This is a genomic window from Nocardioides aquiterrae, from assembly GCF_039526625.1.
Classification (GTDB): domain Bacteria; phylum Actinomycetota; class Actinomycetes; order Propionibacteriales; family Nocardioidaceae; genus Nocardioides; species Nocardioides aquiterrae.
The window spans coordinates 335,945-362,500 of record NZ_BAAAJE010000006.1; the positions used below are offsets into that span (position 1 = coordinate 335,945).

Consider the following 26,556-nt stretch of genomic DNA (forward strand, 5'->3'; position numbering starts at 1 on the left):
GGAACCGGTGTCCCGGAAATGCTCAGGGCAGCCGGGCCGCCGCGACCTCGCACAGGTTGAGGTACGGCTTCGCCGTGTTGTTGACGACCATGTAGGACGACAGCACCCACAGCCTCTTCACCCCGCCGACCGACCACCAGATCCGCATCATCCCGTTCGTCGGCAGGTCCACCGGGCCGAGCAGGCCGGTGACCGGGTCCCACCCGAGGTCGGAGTAGTGGTCGACGTGGTCGCTCACCTGGCCCTCGCCCCGGATGTACTCGTAGTCCATGTAGGACTCGGGGTCGTCGGTCCGCAGCGCGACCGTCTGCGCGCCCTGCCGGCCGGTCTCGCAGCGCAGCTGCACCTCGCCGACGCCGGGCAGCTGGGTGTTCGTGGTGCTGCGGAACGCCGCCTCGTCGTCGCCGTGCCAGCTCAACCCGAACTGCTGGTCGGTGTCGGTGCGCAGTGCGAGCGTCATCTTGCAGTACTGGCTGCCGGGGTAGGCGAACCGCTCCCAGTACCACGTCAGCTTGAACGCCGTCGCCGGGAGCGCCACCGGCCCGCCCCCCGGCTGGTTGCGGCCCGGGCGCTGGCTGATCACGCCGTACGCCGAACCCTTCTCGAAGTCCTCGATCGGCGACTTCTGGTTCAGGCCCTCGTGGGCCTGCGGGCCGGTGCCGCCCTTCCCGTCGTCGGCGGCGGTGGCATAGGTGAAGATCCGGACGTTCTTGACCGCGACCCGGTCGCTGCCGTCCTTGGTCTCGAACTTCGCCAGCCACATCTGGGTCTCGGCCCGCCGGTCGTCGGCGTGCAGCCGGATCATCGTCATGTTCGGCTTGCAGACCAGGTCGACCCGGCCGATCCCGGGCACGTCGGCGGTCTTCTGGTACTTCGGCTTCTTCTGGTAGCCCTGCCACTTCACGACGATCCGCTTCTGCTGCTGGACCGACCGCTTCGCCGCAGCACCGCCGCCGGCGTACGTCGTCGGCGCGACGCCGAGCGTCGCGAGGACGAGTGCCAGCGACGCGACGAGCGCGCCGAGGCGGGTTCCGGTCATCGCGCCGGGTTCTCGCTCTGCACCGGCTGCGCCGGGGCGGTGCTCGTGTTGTCGGGCGCGTAGAGGACCGGCGCCTGCTCGCCCGTGAGCCACTTGAGCTCGTTGTTGACGGTGTCGTTCGGGAGCGCGACCAGCCGCGCCTGCTGGGCGAGGTCCTGGGCGCTGCTCAGGTAGTGCTTGAGGAAGTCCTGCACCTCCGACCGCGCGAGCGACCGGGTGGTCGTCGTGATCAGCAGCTGGCGGGCCAGCGGGTACTCGCCGCTGGTGATGGTCCGCTGGCTCGGGAAGATGCAGTTGACCCGGCCGTCGGGGCGGGTGATCTCGAACGGCCGCAGCTGGTCCTCGAACAGCTCGTAGTAGCTGAACCGGAAGTACGCGACGTGGCCGCGATAGGCGAGGAAGCGGTGCCGGGCCAGGTTGATGCCGCTGTACCGGTGGTTGATCTTGGTGTAGCGGTCGAGCGCCGCGTTGAGACGGATCCGGGCCTTGGTCCGGCGCTCGAACGCCGCGTCCACCCGCGCCTGGTCCTTCGCCTTGTCGGCCGCGCTGCGCTTGTCGCGGATGCCCTTGGCGCGCTCCTCGAGCGCGATGGCGAGCTCGTCGCGCGCCGCCTGCATCTCCTGGCGGGCGTCCTGCAGGGCCTGGTCGGCCTGGGCGCGCAGGCGCGCGGCGTCGTCGAAGCGCGCGGCCTTGACCTGCATCCACGGCTTGCCGACCACGAACAGCCGGGCGGCCTCGTCGCTGCTCGCCAGGTAGTAGTCCGAGCGCAGGTCGACCCGCGACGGCTCGGGCGCCCCGAGCACGTAGCGGCCGAAGAACGCGAACCCGCTGTTGTCCGGATTCGGGCCGCCCACCTTGAGCGGGACGTCGTCGTAGCCGAGTGGCTCCTGGCTCCAGTTCGTGAGCGGCGAGCCGGCGCGGTAGAGGTCCCGGACCTGGTCGGTGCTCAGGCAGTCCGCGCCCACGTCGGTCTCGGACTTGATCGCGACCACGATCGCCTCCGCGGCCACCTGGAACTGCACCACGTCGAGGCCGACCGCCTGGCAGGCCTCCCACTCCGCCCGGCTGATCGGGCGGGAGGAGTCGACCAGGTCGATCTGCCCGGCGCACAGCTCCTGGTAGGCCTGGTCGTCCCCGTTGTCGCCGACCCGGACCTCGGCGGCGTTGGAGGTGGCCTCGTAGGAGTCGACCGCCCGCCGGGTCAGCGAGTCCGCGGTCGTGCCGTCGATGTCCACGACGCCGGAGGGACGCTGGGGCAGCGCGGCGTACGCCTTGTCGATGTCGCGGAGCCGGGCCTGTTCGGCCCGGAAGTCGTCGGCCTGGCCCTGGCTGACCTTGTCGGTGGCGTCGTGGGACGGGTCGGAGCACGCGGCGAGCAGGGTCAGCGAGATCGCGGCGGCGGCGAGGCCGCCGGTGAGTCGGGTACGGCGGTTCATTCCGGGGCCCCCTGGTCCGGTGTGCTCGTGGGTGAGCTGCTCGGTGAGGAGCTCGGCGACGCGCTGGGGCTGCCCAGGGCCTGCAGCTCCTGCTCCTCCGGGGGGTAGTGGAACGGCTGGCCCAGCGGCAGCACCTCGAAGTCCTGGATCGTCAGGCCCTGGAGCTCGTTGCCGCGGATCAGGTTGTCCGTGACGTCGCGCTGCGCGTACAGCGTCGGCACGGCGGCCCGGTCGACGACGATCGCGCCGTACGTACGCAGGCAGGCGACGATCGCGTCGGCCAGCCGCTGCTGCTGCTTGGAGAGCTTGATCAGCTTGCCCGTGACCGGGTCGCGCGGCGGCGGCAGCACCACGTCGCGCTTGAGTCGGATTCGCGCGCCCTCCGGGATCGAGGTGCGCCGGCCGGTGCCGTCGGTCGACGACGCCGGCTGCACGAAGACGCCCGCGGCGGGGCCGGGCAGGCTGATCGCGAGCGCGTGCTGGATCTCGCCGGACTCCAGCTCGCCGGGACGGATCAGGCCGGCGAAGAGCGGCAGGCCGGAGCCGCGGGCCCCCTCGGTCCACGGCGGGCTGTACCCGGGACCGTTGAGGTCCCACTTGCGCATGTAGTTGTAGGAAATGGTGTTGTCGCTCTCCCGCCGGGCGCGCCACAGGTCGTAGGCGACCGATGCGGAGGTGTCGAACACGGTGTACCAGCCGTCGTAGCGCGGGTCCGGGTCGACGTCCTCGGGGATGTTCAGCGTGGTGGTGTTCGCGCCGTCCCCGCAGACCAGCTGGCGGCAGACCAGCGAGGTCGGCCGGCCGCCGGCCACCACGGGCACGGTCCAGCGGGTGGTGTTGATGTAGAGGCCGTCGTCCACCAGTGTCCGGTACCGGGTCTGGGCGCCGTTCGGACCCTCGATGACACCGACCCGCTCCTGGGCGTAGTCGATCATGTGCTGCGAGTTCGGGTCGACGCGCACGGTGTCGATCCGCTTGTTCCACGGCGAGCTGTCGTTGAAGAACCGGCGCTCGGGCACCACGACGGTGCCGTTCGCCGTCGGGTTCACGTCCACGACCACGTTGCCGCCGTCGCCGCCGTCGCCGCCGCCGGCGCCGGCGCCGCCGGCGCCGCCGTCGCTGTTGCCGCCGCAGCCGGCCAGCGCCAGGGCCGAGGCCACGGCGAGGACGGCGATCGAGCGGGTGCGGCGACGCACGGGGTTCCTGGTCGTGCCGGTCATCGGTGGTCCTCCCCACGGGTGCGGTTGAGGGAGGAGTCGGTGGCGTCGGCGACCCGGGAGACCGCGTCGCTGAGGACCGAGAGCCGGTGGCCGGTGTCGTCCGGGTCGGCGTCGGCGTCGTCGATCTCGCCGGCGCGCAGCCGCGCGGCCGTCACGATCGCGTGCGCCTCGCGGCGCGACTGGAGCCGGATCAGCTCGGCGTCGAGCTCCGCCTGGGCGGTGACCAGCTCGTAGCGGCGGGTCGCCTCGAGCTCCATCGCGTCGAGGTGCCGCAGGGTGGCCTCCTCGGCGCTGCGCATCCGGGCGATCACCTCGGCCGCGACCTCCTCGACCGCGCGGGCGACCTCGACGGCTCGCTCGCCGGCGACCGGCGCGAGGGCGACCACGGGGGCCGGCTCGGGCTCGGCCTCGGGCTCGGGCTCGACTTCGAGCTCGGGCTCCGGCTCCGGCTCCGGCTCCGGCTCCGGCTCCGGCTCCGGCTCCGGCTCGGTCTCGGCGACGGGCTCCGGCTCCGGCTTCTTGGCGCGGCGGGGCTTCTTCGCCTTGACCTTGGCGGGCTCGGGCTCGGCCTCGGCTTCCGGCTCGGGCTCGGTCTCGGCTTCCGGCTCGGCCTCGACCTCGGCTTCCGGCTTGGCCTCGGCCTCCGGCTCGGGCTCGGCCTCGGCCTCCGGCTCGGCCTCGGGCTCCGGCTCGGCCTCGGGCTCCGGCTCGGCCTCGGCGACCGGCTCGGGCTCCGGCGGCGGCGAGGGCACGTGACCCGTCCGACGCAGGACCGGCTTGGGCGCGGCCACCGGCGGCGCCGGCTCGGGAGCGAGGGCGGCGGTGAAGTCGACCTGCCCGATCCGGCTCTCGTCGGTGATCGCGGACAGCACGTCGTCCACCGACGGCGGCGGCGCGATGCGGGACTGGCGGTCGTCGGTCACGGCGAACCCTGGAGGTTCTGGATCTGCGTGGTCGTGGCGGTCGGCGAGTAGCCCTTCGGGACGCCGACCAGGACGTACCGCGGCGTGCGGTAGACGATCTGCAGCTGGGCGTCGTTGCCGGCGACGGCGTCGGCGTACAGCTTGTAGAGGAGGTCGCCGTTGTCCGAGGTGGAGATCAGCATGTAGTCGACGTACTTCGCCGGGTTGCGGGCGGCGATCTTCCACGGCCCGTCGGACTTGTCGACCCGGTCGAAGAACCGCTCGGGGTGACCGGTCAGCATCATCACCGCGTAGGTCTGGGCGTTGTCGGTGAGGATCGAGTTGTCCCGCGTGACGTTGTTCCGGATGTACTCCGCCATCGCCTGCTCCGAGACGATGCCGACCTTGTCGCCGCTGAGCGTCTCGGCCCCCTCCTGCGACTCGCCGGTCGTGATCGCGGCCGCGAACGGCGCCTCGAGGTTCTGGTACCGGTACGTCTTCATCTGCTCCAGCGTCCAGGGGATGCTGATCAGCAGGCCGACGATCACCAGGCCGGCGACGAGCGTGCTGCCCTCCTCGGCGGACCGGGCCAGCCAGATGGCCCCGACCACGGCGATGAGCAGGATCGGCACCGCGTTGCGCATGAGCATCGGGGAGTCGGTCAGCCGGAGCGCGACCGCCAGCGCCGGCGTCAGGATCGCGGCAGCGAGCAGCACGCCGAGCCAGGTCGCGAACGGGTTGCCGCGGGCGAGGCCGGAGAAGAGCAGCGCGGGCAGCACCACGATCGCCAGCGGCGCGCCGTACAGGACCAGCTCGCCGGTGCCGCGCAGCAGGTCCACCGCGGAGAACACCTCGAGACCGCCGGAGGAGGCGGCGTCGCTGCTGCGGGTGATCCAGGCCAGCGGGTCCAGCAGCAGGACCAGGTTGAGCACGGTCCAGAGCGCGATGACGTACGCCGTGGGCGCGGCGAAGCCCACGACGGTCCCCTCGACCTCGGTGCCGTCCGCACCGAGCCGGGCGAGGATCGCGCCGACCATGATGGCGCTCAGCACGAAGAACGTCAGGGAGGAGTAGCCGGCGAGCGCCGCGACGGCGTACGCGATGCCGGCGAGCATGATGAACCGGACGTCGGCGGTCACGTACCACGCGAACAGGGACCCGAGCGCGGTGACCGCGAACGCGATCCACACGAAGTGCCGGGTGCCGGTCGTCGCGTAGAGCAAGACCAGCGGGTTCGCGCCCAGGGCCAGCAGCAGGGCGTAGCGCAGCGGGCCCACGATCAGCGCCCGGCGCATCATCGTGTTGAGGGCGACCATCGTGATCCCCGCGAAGATCGCCGAGGCGACCGGCACGGCGGCCATCGAGGTCACGAAGCCGCGGAAGATCGCCAGCGGGGCGATCAGCAGCGTGGCGAGCGGCGGGTAGTCGAAGCCGATCGCCGACAGCTTCGCCGGCTCGTTGTGCCACACCATCAGCGCGCGGTTGAGCCGGTCGAGGGCCTCGAAGCCCACGACGTGCATGTCGACCACGACCCAGTAGCCGAACCAGCTGTAGGCGCCGGTGAAGAACAGGAAGACCAGCAGGCTCTCCCACCAGCGGCGCGGGACGTCGTCGGGGCGGCGGCCGACGAGCTGGACGACGCCGCTCAGGCGGTCCTTGGTGTGGACGACGGTGACCGTGCTCATGACGTGCCCGCCGATCCGTCGTCGAGGCCGTGGGTCGTCTTCTCCCAGTAGAACGGGTTCGTGAACAGCTGGATGAAGCCCTTCCAGGCCGCCCAGCTCATCAGGCCCCAGTAGAGCGGCGACAGCAGGGCGGTGCGGGTCAGGCTGAACTCACCGCGCTGCAGGCTGCCGGCCACGCTCAGGTAGACGAAGATGAAGTTGCCGACGAACAGCAGCGCGCTCGCGACGTAGAAGACGATGCCCGGGAACAGCTGCTGGATGAAGCCCGCCTGGGTGAACACGTAGAGCGTGGTCAGGGCCCAGAAGATCGGGTTCAGCAGCAGCACGAACGCCGTGCCCATGGTCAGGTTGAAGCTGAGGAAGCCGCGCAGGCCGGTCGCGGAGAGCAGGTGGAACGGGCGCCGCATGTGCACCAGCCAGGTCTGGATGTAGCCCTTGTTCCAGCGGCTGCGCTGACGGATCCAGTTCGGGACCTGGGAGTTGGCCTCCTCCAGCGTCGTCGAGTCGATCATCGCGGTGCGGTAGCCCTCGCGGTGCAGCCGGATGCCGAGGTCGGCGTCCTCGGTCACGTTGAACGGGTCCCAGGCGCCGAGCTCGCGGAGCTTGCTGGTGATGAAGTGGTTCGAGGTGCCGCCCAGCGGGATCGGCGACTCCGAGGCGCCCATCGCCGGGAGGATCAGCTCGAAGTGCATCGAGTACTCGTTGGCGAACCAGGCGGTCAGCAGGTTCTGGTCCTGGTTGAAGTGGTTGAGCTTGGCCTGGATGCAGACGACGTTCTGGTGGACCCGGCCGAAGGCGATCACGGCCTTCTTCAGCTGGTCGGGGTCGGGCCGGTCCTCGGCGTCGAAGATCACGCAGTAGTCGCCGGTCGCCAGCTGGAGCCCGTAGTTGCAGGCCTTCGGCTTCGTCTTGGGCTGGCTGTCCGGAACGACGACCAGGTGGAAGTGCGGCGGCAGGTCCATCGAGCGGATCTTGTCGACCGTCTCCTGGTCGTCCTCCTCGCACAGGAGCTTCACGTCGAGGCGGGTGCGCGGGTAGTCCAGCGCGTTGATGTCCCGGACCAGGCGCGGCACGATCGCCGCCTCCTTGTACAGCGGGACGAGGATCGTGTACACGGGCAGGTGCCGCTCGTCGACGGCCGCGATCTCCTCGTCGGTGACGTCGGTCTCGAGGTGGGTCCCAAGGGCCCGCAGGGTGAGGCGGAATTTGTAGATCGACACCACGAGGTACAGCAGGCTGCAGAGCGCGACCAGGCCGATGACCGTCTCGACCGGCCAGATCACCAGGCAGACCACGACGACGATCGCGGTGAAGACGAGCGCGGCCTTCTGCCCACCGGAGACGACGATGTGCGCCGACTCCTCCGGGCGGGTCTCCATGAGCAGCCGCGTCGAGACCTCGGCGTAGTGACGGGCGTGCACCCGCTGGATCAGCTGGTCGAGCTCGGTCCGGTTCGCCAGCAGCTGGCGGAACGGCGCCCCGAGCGCCTCCTCGACCTCCGCGGCCTGCTCGGCGTCGAGCGGGCGGGCGACGGCGAGCAGCACCAGGTCCTCCGTCGCCGCGACCGGGATCGCCTGGAACGCCTGGGCGAGCGGCTCGGGCAGCCGGCGGGCGACCTCCATCTCCGGCGCGAAGTCGGCCAGGCCGACCCGCTGCATCTGGTACATCTCGGACAGCGCCGCGACGAGGACGTCCTCGCTGATCGCCTCGTGGGAGACCAGGATGTCGCCCAGCGGGTCGCCGGTCCGGGAGTACTCGAGCATCGCGCGCTGGAGCTGGTCGTCGGTGATCAGCCCGCTCCGCGTCAGCATCTGGGCCATCTGCATCCGGGCGCGCCGCGCCTCGGGCGTCTCGACCTCGGTCTCCTGCGGCGGGTACACCGCGTCGATGGCCGAGACGATCTCGTTGACGGTGTGGCGGACCAGCAGGACCGGACGGTCGATGCGCTCCGCGACGACGTGGGCGGTGATGTTGTCGTCGGCGTCCGCGGCCGCCACCAGGACCGTCCCCTCGACCGCGGCGTACGGCATGACCCGGAACGTGCGGCAGATGCCCTCCGGGATGAGGTACCGCAGGTCCTGGTCGACGCCGTCGGTCAGCCGCGGGTGGCGGCGGGTCTGGGCCGAGCTCTGGGTGGTGGTCATGTCGAGGCGCCCGCCCCGAAGCCGTGGGCCGAACCGGTCCGTCCGGCCGGCGTGCCGGGCGCTGCGGCGGCCGCGGCCTTCTTCCTGCCGCGCGGCCGGATGACCACGTACGCGAGATAGGCGACGGCGAGCGCGACCAGCGGGGCGATGAGGAACGCCAGGAGGACGACGACGAAGACGACCAGCGTCAGCAGGATGTCCACGAAGGCAGCACCGACCGACTTCGTCGCCGGTCGAGATGGGCTCGCCTGCACCGACATCTTGCTCCCCCCTGCTTCGGCGTTTCTGGCACGCCGACCTCGACTCCTCCACCCCCATGGTGGACTCGATCAGAGTCACCGTAGTCGGGTTTGTTCGACTGCCCGGCCCGGTCTGGTCCACCGTTGATGGACTGTTGCCGAGTCGTTGACCGGCCGTGGATCACCTGTTGCCCAGAGCGTCAGCCGGCGTGCCCCGTGAGCCAGTTCCGGGCGGCCGTTCCGTACGCCGTCGGACGGCCACGCTCGTTGGTCACCAGCGCCATCGGATCGGCCGGGTGGTCGGCCCAGACCCAGAACAGCGCGCCGATGTTGTGGGCGTCGGCCCAGTCGAGGTACCGCCCGACGTACCCCTTCTCCGGGTGCTCGGCTCCGAGCTCGGTCGTGAGCACGGGGACGCTGTCGGCGAGCGGGTCGAGGATGCCGTTCCAGCAGTCCTGGTCGGCGCACCGCTTGAAGTCGTAGGAGTGGAACGCCGCGATCAGCTGGTCGTCGTCGGGCGCGAACTCCAGCCAGTGGCTGAGGTCGTTCGCGTAGTCGAGGCCGCCGAGCAGGACCGGCTGCTCGGCGCCGGCGTTGCGGATCGCCGCGACCACGGCGGCCATGCCCTGGACGGCGTACGTCACCTGTCCGGCGGACGCGGTCTGGTCGTCGACGGCGGGTGCCCGGCAGCCGCCGTCGCGCCAGCACTTCCAGGTGAGGTCGAACAGGTAGCGCGTGCCGCCGGCGTTGTAGCGCGAGTAGGGCTCGTTGAACGCGTCGAACAGCACCGACGGGTTGCCGGCGTACTCGTCCGCGACCGAGGTCCAGAACGCGATGGACTCCGAGTCCGGCATCGCGAGGTTGCCGAACTCGGGCTGTCCGATCCGCTTGCGGCTGTGCAGGTCCAGGACGGCGACGATGCCCTCGTCGTTCAGCGCGGCGACGAACTGGTGCACCTCGGAGCGGTAGCCCTCGACGCTGCGCTCCACGTGCTGGTCGCTCACCGGGGCGCCGCGGGTGCCGAGCCAGCAGTCCTGGTTCAGCGGCAGGCGGACGGTGTTCACGCCCCACTTGGCGATCATCTTCGCCTCGGTGGCGTACGGGTCGCGGGCGACCACGTTGTCGAGCGCCGAGTAGCCCCAGCCCTGGGCGCAGGCGTACTCGAAGCTGCTCCAGTTGACCCCGCGCGGCACGAACTCGCGGCCGCTGCGGGCGTCGACGATGCGGTTGCCCTCGACCACGGGATGCGGTGCACCCGTGTCCGGTGAGGCCAGGGAGGCGATCGGAGAGTTCAGCTGCGTGTAGAGCGCCCCGCAGGAGACGAGCACGACCACCACCGCCAGCACGATCCAGCGCGCGTGGCGCAGGACATGACGCATGGAAGCCCCCCCTCCTTCGCTCGGCCCAGCCTAATAGGTTGGTGGGGTGAGCGAGAAGGTATTCACCTATGCCGCCCCCGCGCTGAAGTTCGGCAGCGGCGCCTCGGCCGAGATCGGGCACGACCTCCTGGGGTACGGCGCCCGCCGGGTGCTGCTCGTGACCGATCCGGGCGTGGCCGCCACCGGGCACCCGACGCGGATCGCCGAGCAGGTCGCGGCGCGCGGGCTGGAGGTCACGACGTACGACGGCGTGCACGTCGAGCCGACCGACGAGTCGCTGCGGGAGGCGATCGGTTTCGCCCGGCAGGAGGGCCCGTTCGACGCGATCCTCGCGGTCGGCGGGGGCTCGTCGATCGACACCGCGAAGGCGGTGAACCTGCTGACCACCAACCCGGGCGAGCTGCTGGACTACGTGAACGCGCCGATCGGGAAGGCCCAGGCGCCGAGCGAGCCGCTGCTGCCGCTGGTCGCGGTGCCGACCACGACCGGCACCGGCGCCGAGAGCACCACGATCTGCGTGCTCGACGTGCTGTCCCTGCACGTGAAGACCGGGATCAGCCACCCCGCCCTGCGGCCGACGCTGGCGGTCGTCGACCCGGCCCTCACCGTCACCCAGCCGCCCGAGGTGACCGCCGCCGCCGGCATGGACATCCTGTGTCACGCGCTGGAGAGCTGGACCGCGCGCTGGTACGCCGACTTCGAGGCCAAGCGCCCCGAGCAGCGGGTGCCGTACTGCGGCGCGAACCCGATCGCGGACCTGTGGGCCGAGAGGGCGATGACGCTGCTCGCCGGGGTCTTCCGCGACGCCGTCCGCGACGGCACCGACCTGGCGGCGCGCGAGCAGATGGCGATGGCGGCGACGTTCGCCGGGCTCGGCTTCGGCAACGCCGGGGTGCACATCCCGCACGCCAACGCCTACCCGATCGCCGGCCGGGCGGACCACCTGGTGCCGCACGGGATGGCGGTCTCGCTGACCGCTCCCGAGGCGTTCCGGTTCACCTTCGACGCCGCACCCGAGCGGCACGTGCACGCCGCCCGGCTGCTCGACCCCTCCGTCGCGCCGGGGCCGGACGCGCTGCCGACGGTGCTGACCGCGCTGATGCGCGACATCGGCCTCCCCAACGGGCTGGCGGAGGTCGGCTTCGGCGACGCCGACGTGGACGACCTGGTGGCCGGCGCGGTCCAGCAGCAGCGGCTGCTCGCGACAGCACCGAAGAGTCCCACGGAGGAAGACCTCGCGTCGGTCTTCCGGCGCTCGATGGAACACTGGTGACGTGAGCTCAGCCCCCGACCTGGTCGCAGCCCTGCGCCGCCGGGGGGTCTCGGACGTCGACGACTCGACGCTGACCCGGGCGCTCTACTCCTCCGACGCGTCGCTCTACCGGGTGGTGCCGCAGGTCGTGGTCCGGCCCCGGCACGCCGACGAGCTGGACGCGATCCTCGACGCCTCCGCGGAGACGGGGGCACCGGTCACCATGCGCGGGGCGGGCACGTCGATCGCAGGCAACGCGGTCGGCACCGGCATCGTCGTCGACACGCTCCGCCACCTGAACGGCGTGGTCTCGGTCGACCCGGAGGAGCGCACGGCGGTCGTGCAGCCCGGGGTCGTGCACGCCGACCTCCAGCGGGCGGCGGCGCCGCACGGGCTGCGGTTCGGCCCGGACCCGTCGACGCACACCCGCTGCACGATCGGCGGGATGATCGGCAACAACGCCTGCGGCTCGCGGGCGCTCGGCTACGGCCGGACCGTCGACAACGTGGTCGGGCTGGACGTGGCGTACGGGCCGGGTGCGGTCGACGTGGAGTCGCGGCTGGGCGCGCTCGTGGACGGGCACCTCGCGCACGTGCGGACCAGCTTCGGGCGGTTCTCGCGGCAGGTCAGCGGCTACTCGCTGGAGCACCTGCTGCCGGAGAACGGCCGGTCGGTGGACCGCTTCCTCGTCGGCTCCGAGGGCACCCTGGCGCTGGTCAGATCGGCGACGGTGCGCCTGGTCGACGACCGGGTGGAGCGGCACCTGGTGGTGCTCGGCTACCCGTCGATGATCGACGCCGCCGACGCCGTGCCGGCCCTGCTCGCCGCCGTCCCGACGATGACGGCGTGCGAGGGCCTCGACTCGCGGATCGTCGACCTGGTCCCGGGCGCGCCGGAGCTGCCGCGCGGCGCCGGCTGGCTGTTCGTCGAGGTCCTCGACGCCGCGCTGGTGCCGGCGGTGATCGCCGCGTCGGGCGCCCTCGGGCACCGCGTCGTCGGCGACGGGCCCGAGGCGGCCGCGCTGTGGCGGATCCGCGAGGACGGCGCCGGCCTCGCCGCACGGTCGCTGTCGCGCCCGGCGTACTCGGGCTGGGAGGACGCCGCGGTGCCGCCCGAGCGGCTCGGGGCGTGGCTGCGCGACTTCGACGAGCTGCTGAAGGAGCACGGCCTGGACGGCGTGCCGTACGGCCACTTCGGCGACGGCTGCGTGCACGTCCGGATCGACTTCGAGTTCGCGGACGGTGGCGGGGCGTTCCGGGAGTTCCTGACCGCGTGCGCGGTGAAGCTGAAGGAGCACGGCGGGTCGCTCTCCGGTGAGCACGGTGACGGGCGGGCGCGTTCCGAGCTGCTGGCGACGATGTACGACGAGGAGTCGCTCGGGCTCTTCCGCGCGGTCAAGGACATCTGCGACCCGCGGAACCTGCTGAACCCCGGCAACATCGTCGACCCCGCGCCGCTCGACGCCGACCTCCGGCCGGCCCGGCCCCGGCCCGCGATCCCGCTCGCCGCCGAGGTGCACCGCTGCACCGGCGTCGGCAAGTGCGTCGCGCCGCGGACGGCCGGCGTGATGTGCCCGTCCTATCTCGCCACCCGCGAGGAGAAGGACTCCACCCGCGGCCGGTCCCGGGTGCTGCAGGAGGCGCTGGACGGCGAGCTGGTGCACGGTCTGGCCGACCCGGCCGTCCACGAGGCGCTCGACCTGTGCCTGTCCTGCAAGGGCTGCGCGTCGGACTGCCCGACCGGTGTGGACATGGCGACGTACAAGGCCGAGGCGCTGCACGCGACGTACTCGGGTCCCGGAGCCAAGCGGCGGCCGCGCAGCCACTACCTGCTCGGGCGGCTGCCCACGTGGGCCCGCCGGGCCGCGCCGGTCGCGCCGCTCGCCAACCGGATGATGCGGCTCGGCCCGGTCGCGCGGCTGGCGAAGGCGACGGCCGGCATCGACCAGCGCAGGTCGATCCCGTCGTTCGCGCCGCGCACGCTTCGTCGCACGCTCTACGGATCCCGGGGCGTTCCCGACGTGGTTCCGGACGTGTGGATCTGGGCGGACTCGTTCACCGACCACTTCTTCCCGGCCAGCGCGCTGGCCGCGATCCGTTACCTGGAGTCGGTCGGCGTGACCGCCCGGGTCATCGCGGACGACGCGTGCTGCGGGCTGACCTGGGTGACCACCGGGCAGCTCGACGAGGCGCGCGCGATCATGACGCGGACCGTGCGGACGCTGCGTCCGTACGTCGAGTCCGGCGTCCCGGTCGTCGGGCTGGAGCCGTCGTGCCTGGCGACGCTGCGCAGTGACGTCCCCGAGATGGTGGGGGAGCGCCTCGACGTGCTCACCTTCGCGGAGCTGCTGGAGCGACTCGACGTCCCGCTGCCGTCGCTGGCCGGTGTCGAGGTGGTCGCGCAGCCGCACTGCCACCACGCCTCGATCCTCGGGTGGGCCGCCGACAAGCGGCTGCTGGAGCGCGCCGGGGCGACCGTCACCCAGGTCGCGGGCTGCTGCGGCCTGGCCGGCAACTTCGGGATGGAGAAGGGGCACTACGAGGTGTCGGTCGCGGTGGCCGAGACGCACCTGATGCCGGCCGTCCGCGCCCACCCCGGCGCGGTCGTGCTCGCCGACGGCATGTCCTGCCGGGTGCAGCTCGACGACCTCGCGCAGGTCCCCACGATGCACCTGGCCGAGCTGCTCGCCTCTACGCTGGACGCGTGAACCCCCGCCACCGCCGACTCGTCATCCCGATCGCGCTGGCGGCCCTCCTGGTCATCGTCGTCATCGCGGCGGTGGTGAAGTAGCCATGGCCGAGCCGCTGCTGCGCGAGCTGAACCGGCTGCGCGGGCTGATCCTCGACCCCGACGTGCTGGTGAAGGCGGTGGCCTCCGGCCGGCAGAAGGGGGAGCAGCCGACCTGGCGTCGCGCCGAGCTGCGGTACGTCGACCTCAAGTCCGGCCGGCACCTGCAGATCACGACGTACGACGCCACGCAGGCGCACACGGCCAACCACGCGGAAGGCGACGCGTCCCGGGACGCGGTCGACGCGCTGCTCGACGAGCCGTTCGGCAACTGGCACGTCGACACGACCACCGAGACCCACCAGCTCCGGGTCACCAAGAAGCTCGAGGCGGTCGTGCACACCACCGAGCGCGCGGCGCCGGTCGAGGCCGACCGCGGGCACGACCGCGACAAGTCCCGGCTGCTGCCCGAGGACGACCCGGTGTTCGTCGCGCTCGGGATCTCCGACAAGGACGGGCGGCTCAAGCCGAGCCGGCAGGCCAAGTACCGGCAGGTGGAGGAGTTCCTGCGGCTGCTCGACGCCTCGATCACCGACGCGCTGGACAAGGGCCACCTGCGCCGGCCCACGGCCGAGGACCCGCTGCGGATCGTCGACCTCGGGTGCGGCAACGCCTACCTGACCTTCGCCGCCGAGCGGTACCTCTCGCAGAAGCTCCCGGTGCGGCTGACCGGGGTGGACGTCAAGGACCAGTCGCGCGAGCACAACAGCGCGGTCGCCCGCGACCTCGGCGTCGACGCTGAGTTCGTGGTCGGGACCATCGGCGGCGTCGAGCTCGACCCGGCGCCGGAGGTGGTGCTGGCGCTGCACGCCTGCGACACCGCGACCGACGAGGCGCTCGCCCGGGCGGTCGCGTGGGGCGCGCAGCTGGTGCTGGCCGCGCCGTGCTGCCACCACGACATCGCGGCCCAGCTGCGCAAGGCGCCGACGCCCGCGCCGTACGCCATGCTCACCCGGCACGGCATCCTCCGCGAGCGGCTCGCGGACACGCTGACCGACGGGCTGCGGGCGTCGCTGATGCGGCAGCAGGGCTACCGCGTCGACGTGGTGCAGTTCGTCGAGAGCCAGCACACGCCGCGCAACACCATGCTGCGCGCGGTCCGCACCGGCTCGCCCGTGAAGGGCGGCTCGGTGCGCAAGGAGTACGACGAGCTCGTCGGCACCTGGGGTCTGCACCCGAAGCTGGCCGAGCTGCTGGGCTGATGCTCGCGGACTTCACGTTCCAGGACCCGGCGATCGTCGAGTCCAGCGGCCTGGTCGTGAGCGACGGGCTGTTCGTGACGACCAACGACTCCGGCGACAGCGGACGGATCTTCACGGTCGACGCCACCGGGAGGACCGTGGGCGTGACCTCGTGGTCGCTGCCGCCGACCGACGTCGAGGCGCTCGCGCCCGCGAGCCCGAGCGAGGTGTGGGTCGGCGATCTCGGCGACAACACCGGGTCGCGGCCGTCGGTCACCGTGGTGCGGGTGCCGTTCGGGCCGGGGGACCGGACGGTCACGCCGCCGGCGTACCAGCTCGTCTACCCCGACGGTGCGCACGACGCCGAGGCGCTGCTCGCCGCCCCGGACGGGCGGCTGCTGGTCGCGACCAAGGACCTCTTCGGCGGCACGGTCTACGCGGCGCCGAAGCGGCTCTCGGCCGCGCACCCGAACGAGTTGGAGAAGGTCACCCGCACGATGGGCCTCGTCACCGACGGCGCGTTCTTCCCCGACGGGCGCCACTACGTGCTGCGGGACTACGGCACCGCCGCGGTCTACACCTACCCCGGGCACCGGAAGATCGCGTCCTTCCGCCTCCCGGACCAGCCGCAGGGCGAGGGGATCGCGGTGGACGGTGACGGCTGGGTGCACGTGAGCTCGGAGGGCGCGCACAGCCAGGTGCTGCGGTCGGTGGCCGTGTCGGTGTGGGGCTGGCTGGACGGGTTTGTCACGAGGGCCGCGCGGCTACTTGCCGGCCATGGTGCGGCTGCGTAGGACCTCTCCCGACCAGCCGGGGTGGACCCGGCGGCGGGCCGGGCGCGGCTTCGTCTACCTCGACCAGGACGGCAACCGGCTCCCGGAGGAGGACGCCCAGCGGATCCGGGACCTGGTGATCCCGCCCGCGTGGACCGACGTCTGGGTCACGCCGTACGACAACGGGCACCTGCAGGCCGTCGGCACCGACGACGCGGGCCGGCGGCAGTACCTCTACCACCCGGACTGGCGGGCCCGCCGGGACGCGGAGAAGTTCGACCGGATGCTGCTCTTCGGCCGCGCGTTGACCAAGGCGCGCGAGCTGGTCGTGGCCGACCTCGGGCGCGAGGGGATGCCGCTGGAGCGGGCGTGCGCGGCCGCCGTCCGGCTGCTGGACCTGGGGTACTTCCGGATCGGCAACGACGTGTACGCCGACACCAACGGCTCCTTCGGGCTCACGACGCTGGAGCGGCGGCACGTGCGGAAGCGCCAGAACGCGCTGGTGTTCACGTTCACGGGGAAGTCCGGCGTCGACCACCGGATCGAGATCGACGACATCACCGTGGTGGAGGCGATCGAGATCATGCGGCGTCGGCGCGGGGAGGATCTCCGGCTGCTCGCGTACAAGAACGGCCGCGGCTGGCGGTCGCTGCTCTCCGAGCTGGTCAACGAGTACGTCCGGGCGTCGACCGGTCTGGAGGCCACGGCGAAGGACTTCCGCACCTGGCACGCGACCGTGCTCGCGGCCGCCGCGCTCGCCGAGTCGCCCGAGCCGGGACACTCCGCGGCGTCGCAGAAGCGGGCGGTCGCCGGCGCGATGAAGGAGGTCTCCTCGTTCCTCGGCAACACGCCCACGCTGGCGCGCTCGTCGTACGTCGACCCGCGGGTGATCGACGCCTACACCGAGGGGAAGACGATCTCGCGGGCCACCGGGCGCGAGTACGCGAACCCCGACGAGCGGCAGGCCGCCCTGGAGCGTGCAACTCTCAAGCTGATCCGCGATTCTTGACCCCGTGGACATCACCGTCGTCCAGGGCGACATCACGGCGCAGGACGTCGACGCGGTGGTCAACGCCGCCAACCGGGGCATGCGCGGCGGTGGCGGCGTCGACGGGGCCATCCACCGGGCCGGCGGACCCGCCGTGCTCGCCGACTGCGTCTCCCGGTACCCGTCGGGGCTGGCCACCGGTGACGCCGGCTGGACGACGGCGGGCGACCTGGCCGCGCGCTGGGTGATCCACGTCGTCGGGCCGAACTACCGCGCCGGCGAGCGCGACCGCGCGCTCCTCCTCTCCTGCTACTCCCGCGCCCTCGAGGTGGCCGACTCGCTCGGCGCCGCCACCGTCGCGTTCCCCCTGGTCTCCGCCGGCATCTACGGCTGGCCGAAGCAGGACGCCATCGCCGCCCCCCTCGAGGTCTTCCGCTCCGCCACCACCTCCGTCACCGAGGCCCGCCTCGTCGCCTTCGACGCCGCGACCTACGAGCAGATCCGCGCCGCGCTGTGAGGCTCCTGCTCGCGGCGCTGCTGCTCGCCCTGGTCACCGGCTGCTCGTCCTCGTCGTCCGAACCGACGGATCCGGTGGTCGCTCCCGACTCGTGGCTGGGCCTGGCGCCCGGGAACGCCCGCGCCTTCCACGGCCCGGGCGGCAAGCTGATCCTGATCCCCGTCGACGAGACCTACGCCATCGACGGGGCCAACGCCTCGGCCGTCACCTGGGCGCTCGGCAACCGCTACACCACCGACTACTGGGTCCAGGACGACGACGGCACCCTCTGGTGGTACGGCCGCAAGGGCTCCTGGCGCGCGGGCCGGCACGGCGAGAAGCCGCGCGAGGTGCCGCTCGGCGACGGCACGGCGACGTTCGGCGATCGCACGATCACGCTCGGCGACGACGGCCCGACGCGGCTGGAGACGCCGGAGGGAACCTACGAGCCCGCGGGCCCCTGAGTCGGCACGGCCGCCGGCCAACGGTGCCGCGCCAGTCATCCCAGGTTGCGAGTGGGTGAAGGCCCTCTACGGAGAGGCGAACCCGCCCGAGGCGTCGGACGTCATCGAGGGCCGGCTCATCGCGATTGCGCTCCGCGCACTCCGGCTGGGCATCAACGTCGTCGTCGACTTCGGACTGTGGGCCCGCGACGAGCGGACCGCGCTGCGCCAGGCCGCCGCGGACGTCGGGGCGACCGTGGCGATGCGCTACCTCGAGCTCGACCGTGCCGAGCAGCGCAGGCGTCTGGACCGGCGACAGACCGAGGAGCCGCACACGACCTGGCACGTCCTTCGTGAGTCGCAGCGCCTGCTCCTCGGCTTCGAGGCGGCGTGCGTCCGTCGTCTTCCCGCTACCGGCAGCCCGACGGTGAGGAACAGGGTCGGTGGCGTCGGCATCCCCGCTCCTTTCGTCCGGCCATGCGTGTGACCCCAGCGACCCTAGTCGCTGGGGTCGTGGTCAGCCGATATGTCGGTGGCCGAGCGGTGAGGTCCACTCCCAGCCGAGGCCGGGGATGCGGCGGTAGGCCCAGGCGGTGAAGGTCTTGAGCCGGTGGTGCCCACGGCACGGCGGCGCCAGGTTCGAGGTGGTGGTGGCGCCGGCGGGCCACTCGACGATGTGGTCGTTGTCCGCGTTCGGACCTTGGCGCCACGAGGGGCGGTCGCAGTGCGGGAAGGGGCAGGTCGGCCACCGCAGCCGGGTCTGCTCCTTCTGTCGTTCGGTGGGCTGATAGGAGTCGGTGGTGATCTCCTCGTTGAGGTCGATCACCGGCTTCACGGTCACCGTGGTGCCCGCGGCCTGGCACCACTCCTTCAGGTGCTCGGGAGTGATCACCGACCGGGTGTTGTCCACGTCGACCATCGCCTGGTCGGGGCGCAGGTGGGCGTAGATGGTCACGTCGTGGCCCTGGTCGGTGTCGCCGAGCATCCCGGCGGCGGCCGCGCGGCGTACGTCCAGGGGTAGGGCGGGGTCCAGGGTGGCGGCCTTGGCGGCGATCCGTTCGTTCAGGGCGACCGCGTCGGCCAGGTCGAGCATCCCGGTGACCGGGACCAGCCCGCCGTGGGTCATGTCGCGCAGGTGCACGTCGAAGCGCCGCTTCTCCGCGGCCTTGCGGCGGCGTTCCTCGGCGGCCTCGGGGTCGAACTCGGCGCGGGCCTTGTCGACCTGCCGGTCGATCTCGGCGAACGAACACTTCTTCAGCACGAAGTACAGCGCCCGGTCCACGAACGCCGCACCCTCCTCGGGGAGGGAGCGGGTGGCCTGGGCGACCTTGCGGGCCTTCCACACCGGCACCACCCCGGCGGTGACCTTGGCCCAGATCCGTGGGAGCCGGTGCTTCAGCTCCACCGCGTCGCCGAGGTACAGCCGCCCGGAGTCGGTGGACACCCCGATCGCGAGCGCGAACTCCGCGACCGCGCCCTCGTCGATCGTGGGGGCGCCGTCGCCGGCGATCTCCAGGTCCCGCATCCCCCACGCGATGCTGGTGTCGACCTGGTCGCCGGGGTGCAGCTCCACCCACTCCACCGCCTGCCGCAGCTGCTGGATCTCCAGGTCGGTGATCGCCGCCCGGGTCGTGCGGGCGGCGTCGATCACCTGCTGTTCGCGGGTGACCGACGGGATGCTCATGGGTCTACTCAAGCACTGGCCACCGACAGTGGGATGCGGAGATTCCCCTGTATCCACAGGGAATGTGGCCCACTTCGGGAAATTCGTCAGGCAAAGTTTCGGGCGTTCTCGGGGTGGTGGTTTCATTTCGAGGCTCGGCGCTGGCGCGCCTCGCACCTCGACCACCGTGCGCCCGTTGCCTGGCCAGCCGCGGGACGCGGTGCTCGCGAGGATCCGCGCTACGCGCCGGGTCCCGCGTCCGCGGCCACCCGGAAGCCGGAGGGATACAGCTCGCCCGGATGCGGGCCGTGGCGGCGGGCGCACCGGGCGAGGTCGCCGAAGCGAGAGAAGCTCCCGCCTCGGGTGACGGGGTAGTCGCCGAGCAGCTCAGCCAGGTCGTCCGCGACCCGGACGCCACGGTCGTACGCGTGGTACATGGTGGAGGTGAGCTCCTCGACGTTGCCGGCGAGGTCCCACACCCCGCACCAGGACCGCCCAGCCGGGAACGATCCGATCGGGCTGGTCGTGGTGAGCCCGAACTCGCGCACGTTCGCCGCGTCGGCACGGAACTGCTGGCCCCAGGGGAACTCCCGGCCGTCCGTCCCACGCGCCGCGTACTCCCACTCCTCCTCCGACGGTAGGCGGATCGGGACACCTGTCTGCTCACCGAGCCAACGGCAGTAGGCCTCCGCGTCCGGCAGACTCACCCCGGCGACGGGGTGGTTCGACCGATCCCAGGGGTAGGCACCGAGAAGCCAGGTCGAGGGGCGCGCGCCAGCGTGTCCGGCCTCGTCCAGGAAGCACGCGTACTGGTAGTTCGTCACCGGGTAGGTTCCCAGCCAGAACGTCCCCACCTCCACGACGTGCGCCGGCGTCTCCTTGGCGATCCACGCCCGTTCGACCCCGACGTGTCGCCACGACTCCACGACCGAGTCGACCTCTGACTCGGGAGTCCCCATCCGCAACGACCCACCCGGCACTCGCGTGAGGTGCGGGATCCGAGGCGCTCGGCTGTCGCCGTGGAGGCCGAGCACCGACCCCGCGGCGATCCGCGACCCGGGCGGTCCCGCGTCCGACTCGAGCAGCGCGCGGCACCGGTCGAGCGATGGCGGAGGCCGGAGAACGGGCTGCAGAGCCAAGGGAAGCAGGACCGAGAAGTGGGCTTCACCGGCAGTACTGGTCACGCGGTCTCCCGTCCGAGGGCGAGGCTGTGACCAGCGATCGTCGCCTTCTGCTGCAGGTAGTCGGCGTTCTCCGGCGTGAGGTGGACCCCGGTGGAGCGGACCCTGGCGATGGTGATGCCGGATCGCCGCAGGGACTCGATCTTCGACGGGTTGTTGGTCATCAGCTCGATCTCGTCCAAGCCCAGGGCGCGCAGCATGGTCGCGCACTCCCCGTAGGTGCGCTCGTCGGCCCGACGTCCGAGCGCCTCGTTCGCGGAGAACGTGTCGGCACCGGCGTCCTGGATCAGGTACGCCTCCAGCTTCTTGTACAGCCCGATGCCTCGTCCCTCTTGTCGCATGTAGAGAATTACGCCACCCTTCTCGGCAATCAGCTCCAAGGACTCTCGCAACTGGTCGCCGCAGTCGCAACGGGTTGAACCGAAGACGTCCCCGGTCAGGCATTCCGAGTGCACGCGGACCAGGCACCCTGGTCGAAGGCCGCCGTGCACGATGGCGATGTGCTCGGCTCCGGAGGGCAGGTTGTCGAAGCTGACGATCTCAGCCTCCACGCACAGCCAGGGGCGAGGCTGCAACCGGCACGGGACGCGCGTCCGCACCCCGACTGGCGCCGTACTCACGTCTCGTACCCGAGTGTCGTGGCGGCGGCCACGTGGGGCATCCCGTCGGCCGATGTCTCGTAGCGGCGGATCTGTCGGTCCCATCCGGCCACGACGAACTGGTCGGGCCCGGCAGCCGCGATCGCGGAGACAGCCTGGTGCAGGCTGTCGAACCGGGTCCCTGTCGTGAGCTGGCCGGGCGGACCGCCGCCGAGATCGACCCGCCACACGTAGAGCCCGAAGTCGTAGGACCCAGCGACCACCACCGGTTCATCGGCGGAGCCGATGATCGCGACGGCTTTGATCGACTCGTCCGGGCCGAGCAGCACCTGCGGCCGCGCATCGACGCCCGAGGGCGGCAGCTCTCCGACCCGAACTGTTCGGTCGCGAGAGGCGCTGGCGACGAGGAAGCTGTCGAGCTGCGCCACCGCGTTGACGAGGTTGCCGTGCCGCCAGAGGTCCCGCCGGGTCGGGGCGCGACCGTCCGAGACGGAGACACAGTGATCGGTGGAGGCGGACAGGAGGCGACCGTCACGGAGTGCGGCCAACGACTTGATCGACCCCTCGTGCACAACCTCCCGTCCCACGACCTCCAGCGTGTCGGCGTCGAGGGAGATGAGCTCGCCCCCGTAGCTGCCGACGAACACCCGTCCGCCCACCGCGGCTGCCGACGGGAGAGGCGCGCCGAGTCTCTCGGGGATGACCGACAGCCCCGACGGGGAGAGCCGGAACACCAACCCCGAGTACGTCGTACCGAAGATGCGGTCGCCCTCCGCTGCCAGACCGAGGACGGGGCTGTCGCCGACCTTCACGACCGTCACCTCGGCGAGATCGGCCAACCTGAGGACGACCACCTCTCCGGAGTCGGTCCCGATGGCGACAATCTCCCCGGACACCACGACGGCGTTGGGACCCCGAACCCCTGTCCCCTGCGGGGTGATGGTGGCGGCCGCACCGGCCCGCGAGTAGAGCTGCGGACGAGAGGAGAAGCTGCCCACTGCGACGAGGTCGTCGTGCACGGCGACCGAGCGTGGCCACGCTCGGTCGTTCGAGCTACGTCGCACCGTGCCGGCCTCGCGGTCGATCTGGTAGACGCCGCCGTCGTAGGTTCCCGCGATCAGGTCTCGGTCGCCCGAGCCCCAGGCCACCGATCGCACGGCGCTCGTGGACAGCTCGTAACGCTCGACCGTTGCGAGATCACCCCTGCCGACGATCTCGAGCGAGCCGTCGTCGAGGGCCAGGCCGAGGAGCTCGCCGTCGGCAGACCAGGCACAGCCCTCGATGGAGGAGTCGAAGCTGCGCGCGATCGATCCGCTCCCATCTCCTCCGAGGTCGGCGGGATCGGGCGTGACCCGCACGAGACCGTCCTCCCCGACGCTGGCGATGTCGCCGTAGCAGTTGACGGAGGCGGCCATGCAATGGGCTCGGTGTGCGCCCAGGTTCCCGATCAGCCTGGACGTCGTCGTGTCCCACATCGTGACGTGACCGTCCTCCGACACGCACACCAGACGCCGGCCGTCGGGCATCCAGCTCACGCTGTTGACGTCGTCCGTGTGGCGCGAGAGCACGGCCAGCAGAGGGGTCGACGGCGCAGAGACGTCCCAGATGGCCACGGTCTTGTCGGCGGAGCCCGAAGCCAGGATGCTGGCGGAGATCGGGTTCCAGGCCACCGAGTTCACCAGCCGCCGGTGCCTCAGGACGAGGCGGGACGACCCCGCCGAGGTGGCGTCCGGCCACACGACCACGGTGCCGTCGTAGGACCCGGTGGCCAGGCGGCCGTCGAACCCGAGGGCGACACTCGTGATGGGGGCAGTGTGTCCTACTGCCGGAAGATCAAGCTCGATCGACTTCATGCGAGGTGGGCTCCCTTCCTTGCGACGGGTTCTTGCTCGACGGGCGCGCGAGGAGCATCGCGGCGGCGCTCGTGACGGCCATCAGTGCCAAGATCACGAAGACCGCCGTGGTGCCCAGCCACGGCACGAGGGCCGCTACCGCCAGCGGCCCGAGCACAGCGGGGACACCGTGGATCAGGCGCAGCACCCCGGAAGACCGACCGAACACCTCCTGAGGCACGAAGTGCACGACCATCATCGACTGGGCAGAGCCCGCCGCGCCGCTCAGGAGCATGAGGATGGTCAGGGCGGCCACGACGACCGCCACGACCGGCACGGAAGCGCCCACGAGTGCCAAGGCGGACGCCACCGTGATGATGCTGACCACGCGTACGGGATCGAAGACGCGCCGCTCGGACACGGCCAACGAGCCGACCAGCGCCGCGACGTTCATCACCGCGAAGAGCGTCGCCACCGCGCTCGCGGACACCTGGAGCGTGTCGCGCAGGTGGTACAGGGCAAGCGCGGGGACGGCTGCCGACTCGACGAAGTCGAACGGAAGCATGAGCACGGTGAGTCTGCGCAACCTGGCGTCACCGCGGAGGGTGGCGAACCCCACCCTCATGCCATCGAGGACGATCCCCTTGACCCCTGACTGCCAGGGGCGTGGAGCTGGGCGGATACCGGACGCCTGCACGAGGAGGGGGGCCACGAAGGTCAGGCAGTTGATCCACAGCAGGCCGGAGTAGCCGACCAGGGGCAGCAGGACAGCGACGAGGAGAGGCCCCACGATCGTGGTGGCGATGAACAGGCTGGACAAGGAGCCGCGTGCTCGCACCGGTGACTCCGGGAACATCTCGGGGACACCGGTCATCCAGCCGACGCGATAGACGGCGCCGGCCACCTGGAGGACGACGGCGAGCGCGAGGAACGGGCCCAGGCCCAGGTGGTGCGTCGAGACCAGAGTGCTGAGGACGACGGCGGCTGCCAGCTGGACCACCAGCCCCACCACCAGAAGTCGTCCGGCGCCGCCCTTGTCCGCCAGTGCCCCCAGGGCCGGCCCCAGGAGCAAGGTGCCCGGCGTGAGCGCCGCGACGATGCCCATGACGACGACAGACCCCGTCTGGCCGTAGACGAGGAGGGGTAGGGCGATGTCGTAGATGCCCTCCCCGACGTTGTTGATCGTGTTGCCGGCGGCGAACCAGCGGAACCGCGGGATGCGCCACGGGCTGGGCGCGGCCAGGCCGGTGTCCCGTGCGGGTGCGTCGTCAGGAGGCATGACGCCTGACGGGGTAGCTCGTCGGAACAGACGCGCCGACGTCGCGAAGCCAGGTCGTGGACGTCGGCACCGGAGTCCCGTCCTCCGAGAGTCGGAACGTGGACAGGTAGCCCCCACGGCCCCCGACCACGAGGTGGTCGACCCCCGAGGGGTGGGGAAGGATCGTGAGGGCCTTGGGGAAGTCCGGCAACACTCCCTCGAGGACGCCCAGGAACTCCCCCTCCTCGCGGAACACCGCCAGCTGCGAGTCGTAGGTGACGACGTAGACGAACCCGTGATGGAAGATCGCGTTCTCCGCGGTGTTGGAGAGCGACTCCCTGAAGTGGGCGATCAGCTCGCCGGTCGTGAGGTCGAACTGCCGGATGCCGCCTCCCCCGGTCACCGTGAGCGTCCGCTCGGAGTGCTGCCACATCCGCTTCGGGAAGTCCCCGATCTCGAAGCGGAGACGGACCTGTCGGTCGGGCGTCAGGACGACCGACCTGCCCGCTCTCGTGCTGAGCACGAGGTCCCCGCCGTCGAGGTAGGAGCAGGCCCAGACCGGGGAACCGTCGATGTCGTGGCGCGCGAGCTGCCCACCGTCGGCGGCCCGGAGCTCGAACGCGCCGCAGTTGGCCGCGATGGCAACCCGCGCCTCATCGGCCGACACCGACAGGTCGTGGACGATCCCGCCGACCGGGTGCGCCCACCTGATGCCGCCGTCGCCGTAGCGCGCGACCGTGCCGCTACGGCCGATGACCACCCCGTCGCCGTCGGAGAACGTCCTGACCCGGCGACTGAATCCCAGTCCGGTCTGGAGAGTCGACACGACCGACAAGGTCGGCGGCCCCACCTTGCACGACGTCGGAACGGCGGACACGACGCCGTGGTCGGAGGCGAAGTGCAGGACGGCGTGCTGGTCGGGCCCCGTGGTGATGCGGTCGACGTCCCACAGGCAGTGCGGCGTGAAGTCCAGCTGAGCCAGGACCCTGCCGGCGCCGTCGATCCTGGTGAGGACGCCGTTCTGGCACAGCACGTAGATGCTGCCGTCGTCCGCGAGGGCCAGGTCGGAGACCTGGTGCGAGAACGGACCGATGCATCGCGTCCGTCGTAGCTCGGGCCCGCTGTTGTCGAACTCCTCGATGACGCCGTCGAACCCGGCGGCGTACACCCTCGTGCCGTCCCCAGAGATCTCGAGGCACTCGATGTCGTCGAGCGCGAAACGCTCCTCCTGGTCGACGCGGCCGTCTGGGGTGACGGTGACGACGCCGTTGGAGATCAGGGCGGTCTCGCCACTGCCCTCGTCCTGGATCACCCAGAACCGATGGTGCAGTCGGTCGTAGCGGACCCGATGGAGGTTGGCGTCCTCGTCGAGGCTGAGGGTCGTCGGGAAGCTGTTGGTGCGCAGGTCCCCGAGGTAGAGATTGCCCTGCTTGTCGGTCACCGCATGGACGTCGGGAAGGTCCACGCACATCCACTCGATGGGAACGTCGCCACTGGGTGAGGAACGTACGTCGACGACAGAGAACGACTCGAGGTCCAGGACCACCACCTGCATGAAGCCGTTGTTCGCGTAGATGTTGCCGTCGAGCTCGACGATCCCCCGGGAGATGGTGAGCGATGGCTCCTCGTCCTCCCAGAGCCCCGCCTCGTCACTGGCCGACCTCGTCTCGATCCAGTGCGTCATCTCCAGGGTGCGCACGTCCCAGCGCGCGATGTTCCCGAGCTTGTCGCGTCCGACGACCCAGTCGCCCGCCAGCAGCACGGCGTAGAACGGCGTCGTCGACCGGTTCACCGGCGAGCTCCGCAGCACGTTCAGGTCGGGGTCGAGAAGGTGGATCCTGCCGACCGCATCGGAAGCGACGACATCGCCGCCGGGCGTGCGGAGGATCCGACAGATTCGCTCTGTTACCAGCATGGTGACCACCTCGTGTGTCGCGGCTGGAGGTATCGGAGTGGGGGGTGGCGACGCACCAGGGCGCCGCCACCCCGTGGTTCACCGGGTAGATGTCACGAAGCGGCGCTTCGGCTTGCGCATGGCGATCCCTCCTTCCGCTACTCG

At 71.4% G+C, this 26,556-nt stretch carries 22 protein-coding genes; 8 read left to right on the forward strand and 14 right to left on the reverse strand.

The window, feature by feature from the left end; translation table 11 throughout:
- Positions 1-22: 22 nt before the first annotated feature.
- The 8 genes from ABD086_RS08310 to ABD086_RS08345 form a co-directional block, all read right to left on the reverse strand.
- Positions 23-1,039 carry a hypothetical protein gene (locus ABD086_RS08310; RefSeq protein WP_343907018.1) on the reverse strand — a complete coding sequence of 339 codons (1,017 nt, stop codon included), beginning with the start codon at positions 1,037-1,039 and terminating at the stop codon, positions 23-25.
- A complete protein-coding gene (locus tag ABD086_RS08315; RefSeq protein ID WP_343907019.1) occupies positions 1,036-2,475 on the reverse strand; it encodes a substrate-binding domain-containing protein in 1,440 nt (479 codons plus the stop codon). Before ABD086_RS08315 ends, ABD086_RS08310 begins: the two co-directional genes overlap by 4 nt.
- Positions 2,472-3,695 (reverse strand): hypothetical protein, encoded by a 1,224-nt coding sequence (locus ABD086_RS08320; protein ID WP_343907020.1) that lies wholly within the window; start codon positions 3,693-3,695, stop codon positions 2,472-2,474. Before ABD086_RS08320 ends, ABD086_RS08315 begins: the two co-directional genes overlap by 4 nt.
- On the reverse strand, positions 3,692-4,618 hold the full coding sequence (locus tag ABD086_RS08325; protein ID WP_343907021.1) for a hypothetical protein: 927 nt from the start codon (positions 4,616-4,618) through the stop codon (positions 3,692-3,694). Before ABD086_RS08325 ends, ABD086_RS08320 begins: the two co-directional genes overlap by 4 nt.
- Positions 4,615-6,282: a hypothetical protein gene (locus tag ABD086_RS08330; protein WP_343907022.1), complete on the reverse strand. Its 1,668-nt coding sequence runs from the start codon at positions 6,280-6,282 to the stop codon at positions 4,615-4,617. Before ABD086_RS08330 ends, ABD086_RS08325 begins: the two co-directional genes overlap by 4 nt.
- Complete coding sequence (locus ABD086_RS08335; protein ID WP_343907023.1) at positions 6,279-8,426, reverse strand: glycosyltransferase; 2,148 nt, start codon at positions 8,424-8,426, stop codon at positions 6,279-6,281. Before ABD086_RS08335 ends, ABD086_RS08330 begins: the two co-directional genes overlap by 4 nt.
- Positions 8,423-8,629 (reverse strand): hypothetical protein, encoded by a 207-nt coding sequence (locus ABD086_RS08340; RefSeq protein ID WP_343907024.1) that lies wholly within the window; start codon positions 8,627-8,629, stop codon positions 8,423-8,425. Before ABD086_RS08340 ends, ABD086_RS08335 begins: the two co-directional genes overlap by 4 nt.
- Before the next feature lie 236 nt (positions 8,630-8,865).
- Positions 8,866-10,044: a cellulase family glycosylhydrolase gene (locus tag ABD086_RS08345; RefSeq protein ID WP_343907025.1), complete on the reverse strand. Its 1,179-nt coding sequence runs from the start codon at positions 10,042-10,044 to the stop codon at positions 8,866-8,868.
- A gap of 46 nt (positions 10,045-10,090) precedes the next feature.
- Between ABD086_RS08345 and ABD086_RS08350 the strand changes: the two genes are divergently transcribed.
- From ABD086_RS08350 to ABD086_RS08385, 8 genes are all read left to right on the forward strand, one after another.
- A complete protein-coding gene (locus ABD086_RS08350; RefSeq protein ID WP_343907026.1) occupies positions 10,091-11,317 on the forward strand; it encodes a hydroxyacid-oxoacid transhydrogenase in 1,227 nt (408 codons plus the stop codon).
- 1 nt (position 11,318) lies between these two features.
- The gene (locus ABD086_RS08355; protein ID WP_343907027.1) at positions 11,319-14,003 is read left to right on the forward strand and encodes an FAD-binding and (Fe-S)-binding domain-containing protein; all 2,685 of its coding nucleotides are present in this window, start codon (positions 11,319-11,321) and stop codon (positions 14,001-14,003) included.
- A gap of 85 nt (positions 14,004-14,088) precedes the next feature.
- Positions 14,089-15,285, forward strand: a complete 1,197-nt coding sequence (locus tag ABD086_RS08360; RefSeq protein WP_343907028.1) for a class I SAM-dependent methyltransferase — start codon at positions 14,089-14,091, stop codon at positions 15,283-15,285.
- Positions 15,285-16,058 (forward strand): hypothetical protein, encoded by a 774-nt coding sequence (locus ABD086_RS08365; protein WP_343907029.1) that lies wholly within the window; start codon positions 15,285-15,287, stop codon positions 16,056-16,058. Before ABD086_RS08360 ends, ABD086_RS08365 begins: the two co-directional genes overlap by 1 nt.
- Positions 16,042-17,046, forward strand: coding sequence for a DNA topoisomerase IB (locus ABD086_RS08370; RefSeq protein WP_343907030.1), 1,005 nt, complete (start codon positions 16,042-16,044; stop codon positions 17,044-17,046). Before ABD086_RS08365 ends, ABD086_RS08370 begins: the two co-directional genes overlap by 17 nt.
- A 4-nt stretch (positions 17,047-17,050) precedes the next feature.
- A complete protein-coding gene (locus ABD086_RS08375; protein ID WP_343907031.1) occupies positions 17,051-17,542 on the forward strand; it encodes a macro domain-containing protein in 492 nt (163 codons plus the stop codon).
- Positions 17,539-17,985 (forward strand): hypothetical protein, encoded by a 447-nt coding sequence (locus ABD086_RS08380; RefSeq protein ID WP_343907032.1) that lies wholly within the window; start codon positions 17,539-17,541, stop codon positions 17,983-17,985. The genes ABD086_RS08375 and ABD086_RS08380 overlap by 4 nt, the downstream gene beginning before the upstream one ends.
- A gap of 55 nt (positions 17,986-18,040) precedes the next feature.
- Complete coding sequence (locus tag ABD086_RS08385; protein WP_343907033.1) at positions 18,041-18,451, forward strand: P-loop nucleotide/nucleoside kinase family protein; 411 nt, start codon at positions 18,041-18,043, stop codon at positions 18,449-18,451.
- Positions 18,452-18,481: 30 nt separating this feature from the next.
- Here ABD086_RS08385 and ABD086_RS08390 read toward each other — a convergent pair whose 3' ends face one another.
- The 6 genes from ABD086_RS08390 to ABD086_RS08415 all read right to left on the reverse strand — a co-directional run bounded on the left by ABD086_RS08390 (position 18,482) and on the right by ABD086_RS08415 (position 26,412).
- A complete protein-coding gene (locus ABD086_RS08390) occupies positions 18,482-19,648 on the reverse strand; it encodes an HNH endonuclease signature motif containing protein (protein WP_343907034.1) in 1,167 nt (388 codons plus the stop codon).
- Positions 19,649-19,866: 218 nt separating this feature from the next.
- Positions 19,867-20,811: a formylglycine-generating enzyme family protein gene (locus ABD086_RS08395; RefSeq protein WP_343907035.1), complete on the reverse strand. Its 945-nt coding sequence runs from the start codon at positions 20,809-20,811 to the stop codon at positions 19,867-19,869.
- On the reverse strand, positions 20,808-21,359 hold the full coding sequence (ribA, locus tag ABD086_RS08400) for a GTP cyclohydrolase II RibA (RefSeq protein ID WP_343907036.1): 552 nt from the start codon (positions 21,357-21,359) through the stop codon (positions 20,808-20,810). Before ribA ends, ABD086_RS08395 begins: the two co-directional genes overlap by 4 nt.
- Before the next feature lie 65 nt (positions 21,360-21,424).
- The gene (locus ABD086_RS08405; protein ID WP_343907037.1) at positions 21,425-23,260 is read right to left on the reverse strand and encodes a WD40 repeat domain-containing protein; all 1,836 of its coding nucleotides are present in this window, start codon (positions 23,258-23,260) and stop codon (positions 21,425-21,427) included.
- Complete coding sequence (locus tag ABD086_RS08410) at positions 23,241-24,518, reverse strand: MFS transporter (protein ID WP_343907038.1); 1,278 nt, start codon at positions 24,516-24,518, stop codon at positions 23,241-23,243. Before ABD086_RS08410 ends, ABD086_RS08405 begins: the two co-directional genes overlap by 20 nt.
- On the reverse strand, positions 24,508-26,412 hold the full coding sequence (locus tag ABD086_RS08415; protein ID WP_343907039.1) for a hypothetical protein: 1,905 nt from the start codon (positions 26,410-26,412) through the stop codon (positions 24,508-24,510). Before ABD086_RS08415 ends, ABD086_RS08410 begins: the two co-directional genes overlap by 11 nt.
- Between the last annotated feature and the right edge of the window lie 144 nt (positions 26,413-26,556).

Bases quoted from the DNA above. Each gene is read 5' to 3' on its own strand.
- ABD086_RS08310 (WP_343907018.1), bottom strand. From the start codon at position 1,039: ATGACCGGAACCCGCCTCGGCGCGCTCGTCGCGTCGCTGGCACTCGTC.
- ABD086_RS08315 (WP_343907019.1), bottom strand. From the start codon at position 2,475: ATGAACCGCCGTACCCGACTCACCGGCGGCCTCGCCGCCGCCGCGATC.
- ABD086_RS08320 (WP_343907020.1), bottom strand. From the start codon at position 3,695: ATGACCGGCACGACCAGGAACCCCGTGCGTCGCCGCACCCGCTCGATC.
- ABD086_RS08330 (WP_343907022.1), bottom strand. From the start codon at position 6,282: ATGAGCACGGTCACCGTCGTCCACACCAAGGACCGCCTGAGCGGCGTC.
- ABD086_RS08335 (WP_343907023.1), bottom strand. From the start codon at position 8,426: ATGACCACCACCCAGAGCTCGGCCCAGACCCGCCGCCACCCGCGGCTG.
- ABD086_RS08345 (WP_343907025.1), bottom strand. From the start codon at position 10,044: ATGCGTCATGTCCTGCGCCACGCGCGCTGGATCGTGCTGGCGGTGGTG.
- ABD086_RS08360 (WP_343907028.1), top strand. From the start codon at position 14,089: ATGGCCGAGCCGCTGCTGCGCGAGCTGAACCGGCTGCGCGGGCTGATC.
- ABD086_RS08365 (WP_343907029.1), top strand. From the start codon at position 15,285: ATGCTCGCGGACTTCACGTTCCAGGACCCGGCGATCGTCGAGTCCAGC.
- ABD086_RS08370 (WP_343907030.1), top strand. From the start codon at position 16,042: ATGGTGCGGCTGCGTAGGACCTCTCCCGACCAGCCGGGGTGGACCCGG.
- ABD086_RS08390 (WP_343907034.1), bottom strand. From the start codon at position 19,648: ATGAGCATCCCGTCGGTCACCCGCGAACAGCAGGTGATCGACGCCGCC.
- ABD086_RS08405 (WP_343907037.1), bottom strand. From the start codon at position 23,260: ATGAAGTCGATCGAGCTTGATCTTCCGGCAGTAGGACACACTGCCCCC.
- ABD086_RS08410 (WP_343907038.1), bottom strand. From the start codon at position 24,518: ATGCCTCCTGACGACGCACCCGCACGGGACACCGGCCTGGCCGCGCCC.
- ABD086_RS08415 (WP_343907039.1), bottom strand. From the start codon at position 26,412: ATGCTGGTAACAGAGCGAATCTGTCGGATCCTCCGCACGCCCGGCGGC.